The sequence below is a fragment of the Micromonospora sp. BS32 genome, assembly GCF_059089345.1.
Genome location: NZ_JBSSHR010000007.1, coordinates 193,821 through 210,756 on the forward strand (window position 1 = coordinate 193,821; position 16,936 = coordinate 210,756).

General features: G+C 73.6%; 14 protein-coding genes. 9 read left to right on the forward strand and 5 right to left on the reverse strand.

Going from position 1 to position 16,936, the window contains the following annotated elements:
• Window positions 1-58: 58 nt before the first annotated feature.
• Window positions 59-538 carry an SRPBCC family protein gene (locus AC5RWQ_RS13865; RefSeq protein WP_494283126.1) on the forward strand — a complete coding sequence of 160 codons (480 nt, stop codon included), beginning with the start codon at window positions 59-61 and terminating at the stop codon, window positions 536-538.
• A 77-nt stretch (window positions 539-615) separates the two neighbouring features.
• Window positions 616-1,869: an outer membrane protein assembly factor BamB family protein gene (locus AC5RWQ_RS13870; RefSeq protein WP_494283127.1), complete on the forward strand. Its 1,254-nt coding sequence runs from the start codon at window positions 616-618 to the stop codon at window positions 1,867-1,869.
• Between the two features lie 31 nt (window positions 1,870-1,900).
• Here AC5RWQ_RS13870 and hisC read toward each other — a convergent pair whose 3' ends face one another.
• The 4 genes from hisC to hppD all read right to left on the reverse strand — a co-directional run bounded on the left by hisC (window position 1,901) and on the right by hppD (window position 5,914).
• Window positions 1,901-3,004: a histidinol-phosphate transaminase gene (gene hisC / locus AC5RWQ_RS13875; protein ID WP_494283128.1), complete on the reverse strand. Its 1,104-nt coding sequence runs from the start codon at window positions 3,002-3,004 to the stop codon at window positions 1,901-1,903.
• Window positions 3,001-3,966 carry an RDD family protein gene (locus AC5RWQ_RS13880; protein ID WP_494283129.1) on the reverse strand — a complete coding sequence of 322 codons (966 nt, stop codon included), beginning with the start codon at window positions 3,964-3,966 and terminating at the stop codon, window positions 3,001-3,003. Before AC5RWQ_RS13880 ends, hisC begins: the two co-directional genes overlap by 4 nt.
• The gene (locus AC5RWQ_RS13885) at window positions 3,963-4,601 is read right to left on the reverse strand and encodes an RDD family protein (protein WP_494283130.1); all 639 of its coding nucleotides are present in this window, start codon (window positions 4,599-4,601) and stop codon (window positions 3,963-3,965) included. The genes AC5RWQ_RS13880 and AC5RWQ_RS13885 overlap by 4 nt, the downstream gene beginning before the upstream one ends.
• Window positions 4,602-4,708: 107 nt before the next feature.
• A complete protein-coding gene (hppD, locus tag AC5RWQ_RS13890; protein ID WP_494283131.1) occupies window positions 4,709-5,914 on the reverse strand; it encodes a 4-hydroxyphenylpyruvate dioxygenase in 1,206 nt (401 codons plus the stop codon).
• A 146-nt stretch (window positions 5,915-6,060) separates the two neighbouring features.
• On the opposite strand from hppD, the gene AC5RWQ_RS13895 reads away from it, so the two are divergent.
• The 6 genes from AC5RWQ_RS13895 to AC5RWQ_RS13920 all read left to right on the forward strand — a co-directional run bounded on the left by AC5RWQ_RS13895 (window position 6,061) and on the right by AC5RWQ_RS13920 (window position 15,327).
• The gene (locus tag AC5RWQ_RS13895) at window positions 6,061-6,552 is read left to right on the forward strand and encodes an Lrp/AsnC family transcriptional regulator (RefSeq protein WP_494283132.1); all 492 of its coding nucleotides are present in this window, start codon (window positions 6,061-6,063) and stop codon (window positions 6,550-6,552) included.
• Between the two features lie 70 nt (window positions 6,553-6,622).
• A complete protein-coding gene (locus AC5RWQ_RS13900; protein WP_494283133.1) occupies window positions 6,623-8,068 on the forward strand; it encodes an outer membrane protein assembly factor BamB family protein in 1,446 nt (481 codons plus the stop codon).
• Between the two features lie 67 nt (window positions 8,069-8,135).
• Window positions 8,136-9,803, forward strand: a complete 1,668-nt coding sequence (locus AC5RWQ_RS13905) for a fumarate hydratase (protein WP_334483942.1) — start codon at window positions 8,136-8,138, stop codon at window positions 9,801-9,803.
• A gap of 257 nt (window positions 9,804-10,060) precedes the next feature.
• Window positions 10,061-13,048 carry an AfsR/SARP family transcriptional regulator gene (locus tag AC5RWQ_RS13910; RefSeq protein ID WP_494283134.1) on the forward strand — a complete coding sequence of 996 codons (2,988 nt, stop codon included), beginning with the start codon at window positions 10,061-10,063 and terminating at the stop codon, window positions 13,046-13,048.
• A gap of 35 nt (window positions 13,049-13,083) precedes the next feature.
• Complete coding sequence (locus AC5RWQ_RS13915; protein WP_494283135.1) at window positions 13,084-14,493, forward strand: class II fumarate hydratase; 1,410 nt, start codon at window positions 13,084-13,086, stop codon at window positions 14,491-14,493.
• Between the two features lie 261 nt (window positions 14,494-14,754).
• Window positions 14,755-15,327 (forward strand): GNAT family N-acetyltransferase, encoded by a 573-nt coding sequence (locus AC5RWQ_RS13920; protein ID WP_494283136.1) that lies wholly within the window; start codon window positions 14,755-14,757, stop codon window positions 15,325-15,327.
• On the opposite strand, the gene AC5RWQ_RS13925 is transcribed toward AC5RWQ_RS13920, so the two are convergent.
• Window positions 15,287-15,832 (reverse strand): CGNR zinc finger domain-containing protein, encoded by a 546-nt coding sequence (locus AC5RWQ_RS13925; RefSeq protein WP_494283137.1) that lies wholly within the window; start codon window positions 15,830-15,832, stop codon window positions 15,287-15,289. The genes AC5RWQ_RS13920 and AC5RWQ_RS13925 overlap by 41 nt on opposite strands.
• 74 nt (window positions 15,833-15,906) lie before the next feature.
• Here AC5RWQ_RS13925 and AC5RWQ_RS13930 point away from each other — a divergent pair, with 74 nt between their 5' ends.
• Window positions 15,907-16,881, forward strand: a complete 975-nt coding sequence (locus AC5RWQ_RS13930; RefSeq protein ID WP_494283138.1) for an EamA family transporter — start codon at window positions 15,907-15,909, stop codon at window positions 16,879-16,881.
• The last annotated feature ends 55 nt before the right edge of the window (window positions 16,882-16,936 follow it).

Consider the following 16,936-nt stretch of genomic DNA (forward strand, 5'->3'; position numbering starts at 1 on the left):
CCGTAGGACCCCCCGTGGCGCGCTCACCCGCCGTACCGTGGACGCCACGGGAGGTGTCATGTCGACGGTCACGGTCACCGAGTTCATCGAGGCGCCGGCCGTCGACGTGTGGGCGCGCCTGGTCGACCTGCCGGTCCGCGCGGGCTGGCTGCGCACCGTCGGGGGCGTCGAGCTGCTGACCACGGGCGGGTTCGGCCCCGGCACCGCGTGGCGGGAGACCCGCACCCGACCCGACGGCGGCGACCAGGCGGAGGAGTTCCTCGTCCTGGCCGCCGAGCCGCCGCGCCGACTGGTGCTCAGCTCCCCCGGCATCGGGGTGGACTACCGGATCACCTGGACCCTGCGCACCGTGCAGCGCCGCCGCCGGGGCTGCACCGCCGTCACCGTCGAGCACACCGCGGTGCCCACCGCGCCGTACGGGCGGGTGGTCGCGCTGCTCTTCGGCGGGCTGGCCGCGCGGGCGGTGGAGGGCGCCATCCGGCGTGACCTCGCCGACCTCGCCGCCGCGAGCCACGGCGACAGCGCCGTGGCGGCCTGAGCAGGCCCACTTCGTTGATCAGACCTGACCGGCTCGACCGGCGGCTGCCTCGGTAGGGTGCCGGGCGGAGGTGCGGCATGGGTGTCCCGAAGGGCCGGCGACGGGTCGTGGTCGCGGTCACGGCGCTGGCCGCCCTGGTGGCGGCGGCCGGCGTCGGCTACCGGGTGCTCGCGCCGGCCGAGGTCAGCACGCCCGCCGGCGCTGCCCTGCCGCCGGCCGGCACCCCGCCGATCGGCACGCTCGGCCGGCTCCCGGCGGCACCGCTGATCATCGACGGCCGGCTGCGGGTGTACGCCGCCGAGCGGCAGCTCTACGCCGACCAGCCCGCCGACCGCAGGTTCCGGGTCACCCCGTTCTGGTCGTACCGGCGCTGGCCGGCGCAGCTCAACGGGGTGCTGGCGACGGGCACCACGGTGGTCAGCCGTTGGTCGGACGGGAAACTCGTCGCGCTGGACGCGCTGACCGGCCGGGTGACCTGGCGGGCCGACGGCCCCGAACCGGGCGAGGGCTTCACCTCCCGGCGCACCGGGGCCGCCACGGTGTGGGACCCGCAGGGCATCTTCGTCGGCTCCGGTCCCGATGGCCGGCCGGTCCTGGTGGCCTCCGGCGACGGCCGGCTGCGCGGGTACGCGCTGGCCGACGGGCGTGAGCTGTGGCGGGCCGACGGCGGCGGGGACTGCCGTACCGACCTGGGCACCACGGCGGCCGGCCGGGTGGTCTCCGTCGACTCCTGCGCCGGGCCGGCCACGGTCGAGTTCCGGGACGTGGCCACGGGCGCGGTGGCCACCCGCTGGCGACCGCCGGACGCGCCGGCCGAGCTGACCGTGACGCCGCTGGGCTGCCTGACTCCCCGCTCGCAGTGCCGGGGCGTGCGTACCGCAGGGCCGGGGGACACGGCCGGGCGGGGCTGGCTGGTCGGTCCGGGTGCGCCGGCGGCCGCGCCCGCGCTGGACGCGGCCGGGACGGTTCTCGCCGGTCAGCTGGCGATCGGCGTCGACGGTGGGGTGCTGGCCGGTCGGGAGGCGCGGACGGGCAAGCAGCGGTGGCGGCGTGGCGACCTCGGGCCGGTGCGGGTGATCGCCACCGAGCCCGGCCGGGTGCACGTGCTGACCGAGGCGCGTGAGCTGGTCACCCTCGACCCGGTCACCGGGGCGCAGCGGTCCAGCTTCCCGATGACCCTGGGCCGCGAGGGCATCGGCTGGGACCCGGGCATGGCGTACGCGGCCGACGGCTACGTGGCCGTCGAGCGGCTCCGCGAGGATGCCCGGCCGGACGACGACGACCAGGGGTGGTTCCTGACGGCCGAGCCGGTGCTGCTCGCCGCGACCTGAGCCGGCCGCGGCGAGCCTCGCCGGCGACGGGTCAGGCCAGCGCCGCCTCGGCGGCGACCAGGAAGGCGTCGTTCTCGGCCGGGGTGCCGATGGTGACCCGGACCCCGTCACCGGCGAACGGCCGGACGATCACGCCGCGCGCCTCGCACGCCTTGCCGAAGTCGACCGCCCGGTCGCCCAGCGGCAGCCAGACGAAGTTGGCCTGGCTGGACGGCACGTCCGGGACCAGCTTGCGCAGCGCCTCGGTGACCCGCTCCCGCTCGGCGACGACCAGCGCGCAGCGCCGCTCGACCTCGTCGGCCTGGGCCAGCGCGGCGAGTGCCCCGGCCTGGGCGGCCATGCTGGTGGAGAAGGGGGTGACCACCTTTCGCACGGCGGCGGCCACCTCGGGGGCGGCGACGAGGAAACCGATCCGCAGCCCGGCCAGGCCCCACGCCTTGGACAGGGTGCGCAGCACCACCACGTTCGGCCGGTCCAGGTAGGTCAGGCCGTCCGGCACCTCCGGGTCGGTGACGAACTCCCGGTACGCCTCGTCGATGACGACCAGCACGTCGTCGCCCACCGAGTCGAGGAACCGGTCCAGCTCCGCCTTGCGTACCGCGGTGCCGGTGGGGTTGTTCGGGTTGCAGACCAGCACCATCCGGGTCCGGTCGGTCACCGCCGCCGCCATCGACGCCAGGTCGTGGCCGTGCCCGGCGTCGTTGGGCACCCGGACGCTGGTCGCGCCGCTGGTCGCCGCGATGATCGGGTACGCCTCGAACGAGCGCCACGAGTAGAGCAGTTCGTCGCCGGGGAGGCAGGTGGCCCGGACCAGGTGCTCGGCCAGCGCCACCGAACCGCAGCCGGTGGCGATCCGGTCGACGTCCACGCCGTACCGGTCGGCCAGCGCACTGCGCAGCGCGACGACGCCCATGTCCGGGTAGCGGTGCGAGCCGGCGACGGCCTCGGTGACCGCCTCGACCACGCCGGGCAGCGGGCCGTACGGCACCTCGTTGCTGGCGAGCTTGATGGCCTCGTCCAGGCCCAGCTCGCGGGCCAGGTCGGCGGGGCTGCGGCCGGGCACGTAGTTGGGCAGCGCGTCCAGGTCGGCGCGGGTCAGCCGCAGCGGGGGCTGGTGACGTCCGGTGTCGGTCATGGGGTGTCTCCCGGGGTGTCGGCACGGTCGGTCGGGGTGGCGGGGGTGGCCGGGCCGCCGGATCGCGGCAGCTGGACCACCACGGTCCGGGCGCGCTTGTCGTGCAGCGCCTGGCGCAGCGGGTGGTCGACGAGCGCGGAGACCGCGTCGACCAACTGGAGCAGCAGGCCGAGGCCGCAGCAGTACCAGAGCAGGGTGGGCAGGCCCATGGTGCTCCACCGGCGGGTCGCCCGGCCGAAGCCGAGCGGCTGATCGGCCTCGAGCGACACCGCGCGGATCCGCATGATCCGCTTGCCGAAGGTCTGCCCGTTGGCCGCCATCGAGGGGACCTCGTAGGCGAACCAGAGCGCGGTGGCGATCATCAGGATGGCGATCAGCAGCCAGGCGGCCTGCTCGCCGGGGGGCGGCAGCGGTGCGGTGGTGGTGTCGTTGGTACTCACCCGCCGCCACGCCTCGTCCAGGGCGGGGCGGAGCTCGCGGACGTACCGCCAGACGAACCAGCCGTTGACCGCCGCGTTGAGCAGGAACACGAGACCGAAGTCGATCAGCTTCGCGGCCAGCCGGGCACCGTACCCGGCCAGCGGCAGCCCGTGTGGGCGCGGCTCGGGCGGTCGGCCGGGCCAGGTCGGGTACGGCCAGCCGGGCGGCGGCCCCTGGGTCGGGCCGGGGCCGTACGGCATGCCGGGACCGTGGGGCGCTCCGGGGCCGTACGGCGCTCTCGGAGCCTGCGGCGGCCCGTACGGCGCTCCGGGGCCGGGTGGAGTGCCCGGGGCCGCCGGGGAGCCGGCGGCCGGGGACGTGGGGCGGGGCGGCTCGGGGGCCGGCTGCGGCTCCGCCGGCGGGGGACCCTCCGGCGGGGTCACGTCGACCGGGACGGGCGCGCCAATCCAGCCCTCGCCATCCCAGTAACGCCTGGTGGAGGGCTCTGCGGGGTCGACGTGCCAGCCGGGTTCAACGCTCACCCGGACACCTTAACGACGACGGTCCCGGCGAACTTGTCGTGGAGGCACTGCTGGAAGGGCTTGTCCCAGAGCTGCCAGAAGCCGTCGAGGTAGCTGAGGAAGGGGACGAGCGAGCTGGCGACGAACTCGACCAGGTACCGCTTGCCGGCCATGCCCCGGGTGAGAGTGCGGGCCGGGTCCAGCGGGACGACCCGGATCCTCATCGCCTTCTTGCCGAGCGTCTGGCCGGTCCGGTGGGCGTACTCCACGTGGTAGAACCAGTAGAAGACGAGGAGGACCAGGAGCAGCGCGGCCTCGGCGAGCAGCAGCGGAACGACGAAGTCGTTCATCATCCGCGCCGGGTCGGGCTCGACCAGGGTCCCGTCGGGGTTGACCTTCATCATGTCGCTGAAGGTGCGGTACCAGATCCAGAAAAAGACCGGCACGAAGAGCACCACCGACAGCACGCTCGCCACGGCGACGTCAATCAGCCAGGCCAGCAGCCGGTCGGCGAAGCTGGCCAGCGGCAGCCCACCCGGGGAGAGTGGCACGGGGGCGAAGCCGGGGTACGGCGGGACCCCGGGTGGCCCTACCGGATAGGTCGGCAGCCCGGAGTACGGGCCGGGCTGGGGCGGCACCGGGTAGGGGGGTCGCATCGGGTACCCCTGGGGACCGGTGGGCGGCGCGAAGCCGCCGGCGGCGGGCGGAGGCCCACCGGCCGGCGGCGTCGGGTGCGTCGGAGGCTGCGTCACGCTCGACAGTGTTACAGGTTGCCGCGCGCTTCCTGCTCCCGCTCGATGGCCTCGAAGAGGGCCTTGAAGTTGCCCTTGCCGAAGCCGAGCGAGCCGTGCCGCTCGATCAGCTCGAAGAAGACGGTCGGGCGGTCCTGGACCGGCTTGGTGAAGATCTGGAGCAGGTAGCCGTCCTCGTCCCGGTCGACCAGGATCTTGCGGGCCTTCAGCTCCTCGATCGGCACCCGCACGTTGCCGATCCGGGCGCGCAGCTCCGGGTCGTCGTAGTACGAGTCCGGGGTGTTCAGGAACTCGACGCCGGCGGCCCGCATCGCGTCGACGCTGGCCAGGATGTCGTTGGTGGCGACCGCGATGTGCTGGGCGCCCGGGCCCTGGTAGAACTCCAGGTACTCGTCGATCTGCGACTTCTTGCGGGCCACGGCCGGCTCGTTGAGCGGGAACTTCACCTTGCGGGTGCCGCTGGCCACGACCTTGCTCATCAGCGCCGAGTAGTCGGTGGCGATGTCGTCGCCGATGAACTCGGCCATGTTGCTGAAGCCCATGACCCGCTTGTAGAACTCCACCCACTCGTCCATCCGGCCGAGCTCGACGTTGCCGACCACGTGGTCGATCGCCTGGAAGAAGCGCTTCGGCTGGATGCCGGCGTCGATCATCGGCTGCCGGTCCACGATCGGGCCGCGGGCCACGAAGCCGGGCAGGAACGGGCCGGTGTAGCGGGACCGGTCGACCAGGGTGTGCCGGGTGTCGCCGTACGCCGCGATGGCGGCCATCCGGACGGTGCCGTGCTCGTCGGCGACGTCGTGCGGCTCGACCAGGCCGGTGGCGCCCTGCGCGGTGGCGTGGGCGTACGCGGCGTCCACGTCCGGCACCTCCAGCGCGATGTCGGAGACGCCGTCGCTGTGCTTGGCGACGTGGTCGGCGCCGGCGGCGTCCGGGCGGACCGCGCCGGTCAGCACGAACCGGGCCGAACCGCTGGTCAGCACGTACTCGGCGTGGTCGCGGTAGCCCTGTTCCGGCCCCCGGTACGCCACGCAGGTCATGCCGAACGCGGTGGAGTAGTAGTGCGCGGCCTGCTTGGCGTTGCCGACCAGGAAGTGCACGTGGTCGAGGCCCTTGACCGGGAACGGGTCCCGGCTGATGTCGTGGTCGACGGCGCCGACGAGCTGGTCGACGTCGACCTCGTCGGTCGTCTGGGGTCGGTCGATCGCCTGGGTCATGGTGGCCTCCCTTGCGTACCGGCCGGCCTCGTGGGCCGCCGCGGTGGTTCGGTTGCTCTTGTGGGGAGGATCGCCGGACCCCGGGTCACTGGGCAACTGTCGGCGATATACCTGGTCAGCTTGCGCAATCGGTAGAGTCTTCTGACATGAACCCTGGACAGGCTGTACAGCTCGACGAGTTGGACTCCCGGCTCGTCCAGCTCCTCGCCGACGAGCCGCGAATCGGGGTGCTGGAGTGTTCCCGGCGGCTGGGGGTGGCCCGCGGCACCGTCCAGGCCCGGCTCGACAAGCTGGTCGACCGGCGGGTGATCAGCGGCTTCGGGCCGGAGATCTCGCCGGCCGCGATCGGCTTCGGGGTGACCAGCTTCGTCACCCTGGAGATCAGCCAGCGGCACGGCCACGACGCGGTCACCGCCCACCTGGCCGCCATCCCGGAGGTGCTGGAGGCGCACACCATCACCGGCTCCAGCGACCTGCTCTGCCGGATCGTGGCCCGCTCCAACACCGACCTCCAGCGGGTGATCGACCAGATCGTCTCCTACGAGGGCATCCGCCGCGCCTCCACGATCATCGCGCTGGCCGAGCAGATCCCGTACCGGGTCCTGCCGCTGGTCCATTCGGCCGCCCTCCCCCGCTGACCGGCCCGCCGCCAGAAAGCGCGGCGACACGGCCGGCGAGGGGCACGGGAGTTCGGTGATCGTCGCTAGCGTGTGCGGTGTGAAGGGCCTCGGAGTGCGCGGGTGGTTGCTGCTCGGGCTCCTCACCGTGGTCGTGCTCGCCGCCACCGGGGTGTGGAACCCTTTTCCGCGCCTGTGGGACTGGGTCAACCGCAGCCAGCCGATCTCCGAACCGGACGTGGTCTGGCAGCAGCGGGTCGGCGGCACGCCGAAGAGCGTCACCATCGCCGGCGACACCGTGATCGTCGAGCAGCGCACCCGGGTCGAGGCGCTCAGCCTGGCCACCGGCACCCAGCTGTGGGAACGCAAGGCGGACTGGGCGGCGGTGGCCGGCGGCGACCGGGACCCGGTCGTCGCCGTGGGCAAGCTCCTGGTCAAGGGGTACGAGCTGCTCGACCCGGCCACCGGGGCGGTCCGTCGCCGGGACGACGACGCGGTGGCCGTCTGGACGTACCGCAACCTGCTGCTCGACGCCCGCTGCTTCGAGCCCACCGACTGCACCCTGAGCGCCTGGGACCCGCGCGGCACCGCGCCCCTGTGGACCGCCGCGCTGCCCGGCGTCAGCACCGGGCTCTTCGCCGACAACCCGCGCCTGCTCGGCACCCGGCGGCTCACCGCGCCCCGGATCGACGCCGGGGTGGCCGGCCCCGAGCCGGTGCCGCCGCTGCTCGGCTTCCCGGTCGACGGCCGGGTGCACGTGGTCGACACCGCCACCGGCAAGGTGGTGCAGAACGTCGAGCCCGGGCGGGACGAGCGGCTCGCCGTGATCGGCGGCCGGATGCTGCGGATCACCGCCGTCTCCCGGGACGGCACCTGCCAGTTCGTCATCTCCGCGCGGGACCCGATCACCGGGCAGGAGGTGTGGCGGCGGCCCGGCCTCAACCCGCGTACCGCGGACAACGCCGGCTGCCCGCAGCGGGAGGACCCGCAGGGCGCCCGCAACGTGCTGATCGGTGTGGGACCGGACGGCCGGGAGGCGGTCCTCGACGGGTACGACGGCCGGTTGCTCCTGGTCGACGCCGAGGGCGAGAAGCTGCTCGCCGTCGACGACCGGTACGCGCTGGTGCGCACCGCCGACAAGGGCACCGTCGTGGGCCGGGAGCTGGGCGTCGCCCGGGCCCGCTGGACCCGTCCCGTCGGCGGGAAGGTCGGCGCGACGCTCACCCCGTACGCGGCGCTGGTCTCCCAGGAGAAGCCGAACCGGTTGATCGCCCTGGACCCGCGCACCGGCCGGGAACTGCTGGTGCTGCGGACCAGCGCGGACGCGCTGGCGATCGGGCCGTACGGCATGATCATCGGCGAGGGGCGGGAGATCGGATACGTCCGCTTCGGCGCCGGCACCGGCGTCGCGCCGGTGCCGCCCGCGGACGGCGGCGGCGCCCCCGGGCCGGGGGACACCGGGGGCATCCCCGACGTCGACGACAGCTGCGGCCCGAAGCGGGAACTCTGCTACACCGAGGAGCCCAAGGACGGATGAGAGCGGCGTCCCACGACGCACCCGGCGGGTGCCACTGATCGACCGGTCTGCCCTAGGCTTTCCGCTCATGAGCAGTGCCGCCGCGTTCTCGTACGACCCCTTGCTGCCGACCGGGCCGGACCAGACGGAGTATCGCCTGGTCACCGACGAGGGCGTTGACGTCGTCCACGGTCCCGGGGGCCGCCGGTTCCTCACCGTGGAGCCGGCCGCGCTGACCGCGCTGACCGCCGAGGCGATGCACGACATCGCCCACTTCCTCCGCCCCGCGCACCTGGCCCAGCTCCGGTCGATCATCGACGACCCGCTGGCCTCGCCGAACGACCGGTTCGTCGCCCTGGACCTGCTGCGCAACGCCAACATCGCCGCCGCCGGTGTGCTGCCGATGTGCCAGGACACCGGCACCGCGATCGTGATGGGCAAGCGCGGCCGGCACGTGCTCACCGACGGCACCGACGCCGAGGCGATCTCGCGTGGCGTCTACCAGGCGTACACGAAGCTGAACCTGCGCTACTCGCAGCTGGCCCCGCTGACCATGTGGGACGAGCGGAACACCGGCAGCAACCTGCCGGCCCAGGTGGAGCTCTACGCCGAGGACCCGGACGGGCACCCCGACGCGTACAAGTTCCTCTTCATGGCCAAGGGCGGCGGTTCGGCCAACAAGTCGTACCTCTACCAGGAGACCAAGGCGCTGCTGAACCCGACGCGGATGATGCAGTTCCTGGAGGAGAAGCTGCGCCTGATCGGCACCGCGGCCTGCCCGCCGTACCACCTGGCCATCGTCATCGGCGGCACCTCCGCCGAGTACGCGTTGAAGACCGCCAAGTACGCCTCCGCGAAGTACCTCGACGCGCTGCCGACGCAGGGCTCGATGACCGCGCACGGCTTCCGCGACCTGGAGCTGGAGGCGGAGGTGCTGGAGCTGACCCGCAACTTCGGCATCGGCGCGCAGTTCGGCGGCCGGTACTTCTGCCACGACGTGCGGGTGGTCCGGCTGCCCCGGCACGGCGCCTCGTGCCCGGTGGCGATCGCCGTCTCCTGCTCGGCGGACCGGCAGGCGGTAGCCAAGATCACCCCGTCGGGCGTCTGGCTGGAGCGGCTCGAGACCGACCCGGCGCGCTTCCTGCCCGACGTCACCGACGAGACGCTGGACGCCGAGACGGTCGTCAAGGTCGACCTCAACCGGCCGATGGACGAGATCCGCGCCGAGCTGTCGAAGTACCCGGTGAAGACCCGGCTCTCGCTGACCGGCCCACTGGTCGTGGCCCGGGACATCGCCCACGCCAAGATCGCCGAGCGGCTGGACGCCGGCGAGCCGATGCCGCAGTACCTGCGCGACCACGCGGTCTACTACGCCGGCCCGGCGAAGACCCCCGAGGGCTACGCCTCCGGCTCGTTCGGCCCCACCACGGCCGGCCGGATGGACGCCTACGTGGAGAAGTTCCAGGCCGCCGGCGGCTCCCAGGTGATGCTCGCCAAGGGCAACCGGTCCGCCCAGGTCACCCGCTCCTGCCAGCAGCACGGCGGCTTCTACCTCGGCTCCATCGGCGGCCCGGCGGCCCGGCTCGCCCAGGACTGCATCAAGCACGTCGAGGTCCTCGAATACCCCGAGCTGGGCATGGAGGCGGTCTGGAAGATCGAGGTGGAGGACTTCCCGGCCTTCATCGTGGTCGACGACAAGGGCAACGACTTCTTCGCCGAGGTCACCAAGCCGGTGTTGACCGTCGGGCGGCGCTGAGCCGGACGGACGACAGGGGGCGCCGGGCGAAAGCCCGGCGCCCCCTCGTCATCTGGTGCTCGCCGACATCGGTGCGCCCGAGCGGAGTGTTCGCCCGGTCGGGCGCACCGCCCCCGTCGGATGCCGTCACCGACAACCCAGGAAGAGTCTCGGCTCCACCACTGTCGTTCCGCTATCGGATCGCTATCGCCTGAAGAGGGCGACCCGTGACGCCCGGGCTACGCTGCAAGTTGCAGAGTCGGCATGCGGGGGCGCAGATGCGGTTCGGGATCCTGGGGCCCTTGCGGGTCGGCGGTGGCGAAGCCACCGTCACCGCAGGTCGGGACCGGGTCGTGCTCGCCATGCTGCTGCTGCGCGCCGGTCGGGTCGTCGCGGTGGAGGACCTGGTCGACGCGGTCTGGGAGGAACGGCCCCCGGCTACCGCAAGGGCCCAGCTGCACAGTTGCGTGTCGCGATTGCGACAGCGTCTCGCCACGCTCGGCCTGCCCGCCGACGCCATCGCCACCGACCCGATCGGCTACGGCATCCGGGTCGACCACACCGACCTCGACGCCGAGGTCTTCGCCCGCCGGGTCGACGCCGCCCGCGCCGCGGTCGCCGCGGGGCGGCCCGCCGAGGCCCGCCGCCACTACCGCGAGGCGCTCGGCCTGTGGCGGGGGCCGGCGCTCGCCGGCATCCCCAGCCGGAGCGTACGGCGGCGGGCCCAGGCCCTCGACGAGCAGCGGCTCGCCGCCCTGGAGGAGTGCGTCGACGTCGAGCTGCGGCTGCGGCAGGCGGCCGACCTGCTCGACGAGCTGACCGAGAGCGTCGAGCGGCATCCGTTGCGCGAACGGCTGCGCGGCCAGTTGATGCTCGCCCTCTCCGCGGTCGGTCGGCAGGCCGACGCCCTCGCCGTCTACCGGGAGGGCCGGCGGATCTACGCCGAGGAGCTGGGCATCGAGCCCGGCGCGGCGCTGCAGGAGCTGCACCAGCGGGTGCTCGCCGGCGACCTCGCGCTGGCCGCCCCGGAGAACCGCCCGGCCGCGCCGGTCCGCTCGTTGCCCCGGGCAATCAGCGACTTCACCGGTCGGCAGCAGACCATCGCCCGGCTGGTGAAGGAGATCCACGAGGACGCGGCCCGGATCCAGCTGATCGACGGGATGGCCGGCAGCGGCAAGACCACCCTGGCCGTACAGATCGCCACCGCCCTGGCCGACCGCTATCCGGACGCGCACCTCTTCATCGACCTGCACGGGCACAGCGAACGGAGTCCGCTGACTCCCGCTGCGGCGGTGGCCACGCTGCTCCGGCAGCTCGGCGTACCGGCGGAGCGGGTCCCGCTGGACCTGGACGACCGGCTCGCCCTGTGGCGCAGCGAGCTGGCCGGCCGGCGCGCCCTGGTGGTGCTGGACAACGCCGCCAACGCCGACCAGGTGGCGCCGCTGCTGCCCAACGGCCCGGACTGCCTGGTCCTCATCACCAGCCGCCGCCGGCTGGTCGGCCTGGACGAGGGACGCCCGTCGTCGCTGCCGGTGCTGGACGCCGACGAGGCGGTGGAACTGCTCGGCCGGGTGGCCGGCGAGGAGCGGGTCGCCGCCGAGCCCGGGGCAGCCGCCGAGGTGGTGCGTCGCTGCGGCTATCTCCCGCTGGCGATCCGGCTGGCCGGCGCCCGGCTGGCCCACCGGCCCCGCTGGCGGGTCGCCGACCTGGCCGAGCGGTTGGCGTCGGGGCGGGACCCGCTGGCCGAGTTCGCGGCCGGGGAGCGCTCCGTGGGGCGGGCGTTCTCCCTGTCGTACGCGCAGGTGTCGCCGGCGGCGCAGCGGGTGTTCCGGCTGCTCGGCCTGCACCCCGGCGTACGGTTCGACAACCGCGTCGCCGCGGCCCTCGCCGAGCTGCCCCTGCCGGAGACGCAGGACGTGCTGGACGAGCTGGTCGACGCGCATCTGGCCGAAGAGGCGGAACCCGGCCGGTACCGGCTGCACGACCTGCTCCGCGAGTACGCCCGGTCGCTGCTGGACGAACCCGGACACGCGGCCGAGCGCACCTCCGCCACCGAACGCCTGCTCGACTATCACCTGCACGTGGCCGCGACGATCTCATGGACGATCGAGTCGGCGGGTAGCCGGAACATGCTCGTCCTCCCGCCGCCGCCCCGGCCCGACCTGGTCGGCGCAAGCGCGGCCCAGGGCGTGGTCTGGTTCGACGAGAACCGTGCGGCATTGACCGCACTGGTCCGGTTGGCCGACGCCGAGGGCTTCCCGCGGCACTGCTGGCAGCTGGCCCGGGCCTGCTGGCGGTCGCACTTCGACGGTGGCCACCTGGACGAGCTGATCGAGACGCACACCGTCGGCCTGCGGTCGGCGGAGCGCGTGGGTGACGAGGCGGCCCGGGCGGTCATGCTCAACTACCTCTCGTCGGCGTACTACCGGCTGGCCCGGTTCCCGGAGGCGATCGGGCTGATGGAGGTGGCGCTCGACGTCCGGCGGCGTCTCGGGCTGCGCCGCGAGGTACGCAGCACGCTGTGGAACCTCGGCATCTCCTACTCGGCCCACGGTGACCACCGGCGCGGAAAGGAGTGCTTCGACGCGGCGTTGGCCCTCACGATGGGTGGTGGCCCCGACGAGCTCGCCGAGCTGGCCAACCTGCTCAACAACATCACCTTCGCCCTGCTCAACTGGGGCCGGTACGAGGAGGCGCTGCGGACGGGCCGGCTGCATCTCCTGCTGGCCCGAGCGGCGTCCGACAAGCGCCAGCTGGTGAACGCGGTGGGGCACCTCGGGCTGGTTCGCCACCGCATGGGCGATCTCGGGCCGGCCCGACGGCTGCTGCGGGTGGCGCTGCACCTCAAGCGGCAGGTGGGCAACCGGTACGGCGAGGGTGAGGTGCTCAACGAGATCGGCGTGATGGAGCGGAACGAGGGGCGGCCGGAGCAGGCCGCCGCGCTGCACCGGGAGGCGCTGGTGGCGATCAGCGAGGCGGGGGACCGGATCGGACAGTGCGCGTCCCGGAACCTGCTGGCCCGGGCGATCCTCGACCAAGGCGACGGCTCCAGCGCGCTGGACCTGCATCGCCGGGTGCTCGCCGACGCCACCCGGCTGGGCGCCCGCTACGAGCAGGCGCGGGCGCTGGACGGCATCGCCCGCTGCCTGCGGGAGACCGACCCGGCGGCGGCCCGCTCGCACTGGAAGCGGGCGCTGGCGCTGTTCCGCCAGGTCGAGTCCCCGGACCGGTACGAGGTGGAGCGGCTGCTCGCCGAGCTGGACTGAGCGATCATCTGCGAGTCGGCGGCGAGCGCGGCAGGATGGTACGCGTGACGACTCCAGAGGCAGCGGGCTACCGGATCGAACGCGACTCGATGGGCGAGGTGGAGGTGCCCGCCGAGGCGCTGTGGCGGGCGCAGACCCAGCGCGCGGTGCAGAACTTCCCGATCTCCGGGCGTGGCATCGAACCGGCCCAGATCAAGGCGCTGGCCATGATCAAGGGCGCCGCCGCGCAGGTCAACGGGGAGCTGGGGGTGATCGCCGCGGATGTGGCCGGCGCGATCGCCACCGCCGCCGCCCACGTGGCCGACGGCGGGTACGACGACCAGTTCCCGGTCGACGTCTTCCAGACCGGCTCGGGGACCTCGTCCAACATGAACACCAACGAGGTGATCGCCACCCTGGCCGGTCGGGAGCTGGGCCGCAGCGTGCACCCGAACGACGACGTCAACGCCTCGCAGTCCAGCAACGACGTCTTCCCGTCCTCGATCCACCTGGCCGCCACCCAGGCCGTGGTGGAGGATCTGCTGCCCGCGTTGAAACACCTCGCGGGTGCGCTGGAGGAGAAGGCGGCCGAGTTCGAGACGGTGGTGAAGGCCGGGCGTACCCACCTGATGGACGCCACCCCGGTCACCCTGGGCCAGGAGTTCGGCGGGTACGCCGCCCAGGTCCGCTACGGCGTGGAGCGGCTGGAGGCGGCGCTGCCCCGGCTGGCCGAGCTGCCGCTCGGCGGCACCGCCGTGGGCACCGGGATCAACACCCCGCTGGGCTTCGCCGCCAAGGTGATCGAGAAGCTGCGCGACTCGACCGGGCTGCCGCTGACCGAGGCGCGCAACCACTTCGAGGCGCAGGGCGCCCGGGACGCGCTGGTGGAGAGCTCCGGCCAGCTGCGCACCATCGCGGTCGGGCTGTACAAGATGGCCAACGACATCCGCTGGATGGGCTCCGGGCCTCGGGCCGGCCTGCGTGAGCTGCGCATCCCGGACCTCCAGCCCGGCTCGTCGATCATGCCGGGCAAGGTGAATCCGGTGGTCGCCGAGGCGATGCGCCAGGTCTGCGCCCAGGTGATCGGCAACGACGCGACGGTCGCCTTCGCCGGCTCGCAGGGCGACTTCGAGCTGAACGTGATGCTCCCGGTGATGGGCCGCAACCTGCTGGAGTCGATCCGGCTGCTCTCCGCGTCCAGCCGGCTCTTCGCCGACCGGCTGGTGGTCGGCCTGGTCGCGGACGCCGAGGTCTGCCTGGCGTACGCGGAGGGGTCGCCGTCCATCGTCACCCCGCTCAATCGCTACCTCGGGTACGACGAGGCCGCCTCGATCGCCAAGGAGGCGCTGGCCAAGCAGACCTCGATCCGCGAGGTGGTGATCTCCCGGGGGCACGTCGACTCCGGCAAGCTCAGCGAGACGCAGCTCGACGAGGCCCTGGACCTGCTCCGGATGACCCACCCCTGACGCCGCCGCAGCCCCCCGGGTGCGTACGACCGCGTCGGGCCGCTCACCGCCGCTCCTCGCGGGGTGACCGGGGCATGGTTTCGCTCCCTACGAACTTGATGTCGGCTGCGTCATCGCCCGGGCGGTGGGGCCGCAGGTCTTCGTGGCCGCGCCGCCGCGCTGACGTCACGGCGCACAACGTGACCGCCGGCCCGCGCAGCTCACTGGCGATGCCGGAATAAGCGGTCGACCGCTGCCCGGGGCCGGCGGCATGATCCGGGCATGACCGGTGACGTGCTGCTGGAGACCGCCCGGCTGCGGCTGCGCCGCGTCACCCTGGACGATGTGGACCACCTGGTGGAGCTGGACTCCGACCCGGAGGTCATGCGCTTTCTGACCGGTGGTCGGCCGACCCCGCCCGCCACCGTCCGTGACGAGCAGCTGCCCCGGCTGCTCGCCCGGTACGACCGCCACCCGGGCCTCGGCCGCTGGGCGGCGGAGGCCCGGACGACCGGCGAGTTCCTGGGCTGGTTCGCGCTCGACCCGGCCGAGGACGGGACGCAGGCCGAGTTGGGTTACCGGCTGCGCCGCGCCGCCTGGGGACGGGGGCTGGCCACCGAGGGGTCCCGCGCCCTGCTCCGGCACGCGTTCGACACGGTGGGTCTGGGTCGGGTGTGGGCCGAGACGATGGCGGTGAACCGGCGTTCCCGCAGCGTGATGGAGAAGGCCGGCCTGCGGTACGTCCGGACCTTCCACCTCCACTTCGACAACCCGATCCCGGGGACCGAGCACGGTGAGGTGGAGTACGAGCTGCTCAGGAGCGACCGGCCGCCTTCCTCGCCCGGTACGCGCTGACCGCCGCCCGGTTGCCGCAGCCGGCCTCGCAGAACCGCCGGGACCGGTTCTTGGAGAGGTCGACCAGCACGTTGTCGCAGTCGGGGTGCTCGCAGCTGCGCAGCCGGCTCAGCTCGCCGCTGCGGACCAGGTCGGCGACCGCCATCGCGGCCTCGACGGCCATCCGGGTGGCCAGCGGCGCGTCCCGGGGCACCGCGTGCAGGTGGTACGGCTCGTCGTCGTGCCGGATCAGCTGCGGCAGCGCCCGGGACTCGCGGAGCAGCTCGTTGACGACGGCGACCACCTGGTCGGGGTCGGCCTCCCACAGCCGGCGCAGGCGGGGGCGCAGCGCGCGGACGGCGCGCAGCTCGTCCTCGGTGTGCTCGTGCCGGCCGGTCCAGCCGTGGGTGGTGACGAATCCGTCGAGGGCGGTGACGTCGGGCAGCCCCTCGCCGTCCCGGCTGTCGGTGTTGACCAGGGCGGCGGCGGCGAGCAGCCCGCACTCGGTGTCATGGGCAAAGAGCAACTTGACTCCTGTCTGAGCCGGCCGCTAGCGTCACGAGCGTAAGGGTACTTTGCCCATGACCTCCGGAGGAACCCATGCCGCACCGACCCACCGCCGGCGTCGGCCTGGGGCTGGCCCTGCTCTCCGCCGTCACCTTCGCCACCTCCGGCACCTTCGCCCGCTCGCTGATCGCCGCCGACTGGTCGGCCGAGGCCGTGGTCGTCGCCCGGGTCGGCATCGCCGCCCTGCTCCTCGCGGTGCCGGCCGTGCTCTCCCTGCGCGGCAGGGGTGAGGTGCTGCGCCGCACCCTCGGCTCCGTCGGCGTCTTCGGGCTGCTCGGCGTGGCCACCGCCCAGGCCTGCTTCTTCAACGCCGTCCGCTACCTGCCGGTCGGCGTCGCCCTGCTGCTGGAATACCTCGGCATCATCCTGGTCGTCGGCTGGATGTGGCTGGTGCACGGGCAGCGTCCCCGCCGGCTCACCGTGGTCGGCTCGGTGGCGGCGCTGGCCGGGCTGGCCTTCGTGCTCGACCTGACCGGCACCGGCCGACTCGATCCGGTGGGCGTGCTCTGGGGGCTCGGCGCCGGGGTCGGACTCGCCGGCTACTTCGTCCTCGCCGCCCGGGTGGACGCCGACCTGCCCTCGGTCGCCATGGCCAGCTTCGGCATGGCCGTCGGCGCCGCGGTGCTGGTCCTGCTCGGCCTGGTCGGGGTGCTGCCGCTGCGGGCCACCTTCGGCGCGGTGGACTTCGCCGGGCAGCGCACCAGCTGGCTCGTGCCCATCGCCGGGCTCTCCCTGGTGGCCGCGGTGGTCGCCTACCTGGCGGGAATCGCCGCCACCCGGGTCCTCGGCGCCCGGCTGGCCTCCTTCGTCGGCCTCACCGAGGTGATGTTCGCGGTGCTGATCGCCTGGCTGGTCCTCGGCGAACTGCCCAGCGTGGTGCAGCTGCTCGGTGGGGCGCTGATCGTCGCCGGGGTGGCGCTGGTCCGCCTCGACGAGCTGCGCGTGGCGCCGGCGCCCGGGCAGTCGACCGAACCGCCGGCCCAGCCGGCCCTGGCGAGCGAGAGGTAAGACACCGGGACCCACCCGGCCCGGCCCGAAGCCAGGTCGGCACCGGGCCGGTGAG

Bases quoted from the DNA above. Each gene is read 5' to 3' on its own strand.
- AC5RWQ_RS13865 (WP_494283126.1), top strand. From the start codon at position 59: ATGTCGACGGTCACGGTCACCGAGTTCATCGAGGCGCCGGCCGTCGAC.
- AC5RWQ_RS13870 (WP_494283127.1), top strand. From the start codon at position 616: ATGGGTGTCCCGAAGGGCCGGCGACGGGTCGTGGTCGCGGTCACGGCG.
- hisC (WP_494283128.1), bottom strand. From the start codon at position 3,004: ATGACCGACACCGGACGTCACCAGCCCCCGCTGCGGCTGACCCGCGCC.
- AC5RWQ_RS13885 (WP_494283130.1), bottom strand. From the start codon at position 4,601: ATGCGACCCCCCTACCCGGTGCCGCCCCAGCCCGGCCCGTACTCCGGG.
- hppD (WP_494283131.1), bottom strand. From the start codon at position 5,914: ATGACCCAGGCGATCGACCGACCCCAGACGACCGACGAGGTCGACGTC.
- AC5RWQ_RS13895 (WP_494283132.1), top strand. From the start codon at position 6,061: ATGAACCCTGGACAGGCTGTACAGCTCGACGAGTTGGACTCCCGGCTC.
- AC5RWQ_RS13905 (WP_334483942.1), top strand. From the start codon at position 8,136: ATGAGCAGTGCCGCCGCGTTCTCGTACGACCCCTTGCTGCCGACCGGG.
- AC5RWQ_RS13910 (WP_494283134.1), top strand. From the start codon at position 10,061: ATGCGGTTCGGGATCCTGGGGCCCTTGCGGGTCGGCGGTGGCGAAGCC.
- AC5RWQ_RS13915 (WP_494283135.1), top strand. From the start codon at position 13,084: ATGGTACGCGTGACGACTCCAGAGGCAGCGGGCTACCGGATCGAACGC.
- AC5RWQ_RS13920 (WP_494283136.1), top strand. From the start codon at position 14,755: ATGACCGGTGACGTGCTGCTGGAGACCGCCCGGCTGCGGCTGCGCCGC.
- AC5RWQ_RS13930 (WP_494283138.1), top strand. From the start codon at position 15,907: ATGCCGCACCGACCCACCGCCGGCGTCGGCCTGGGGCTGGCCCTGCTC.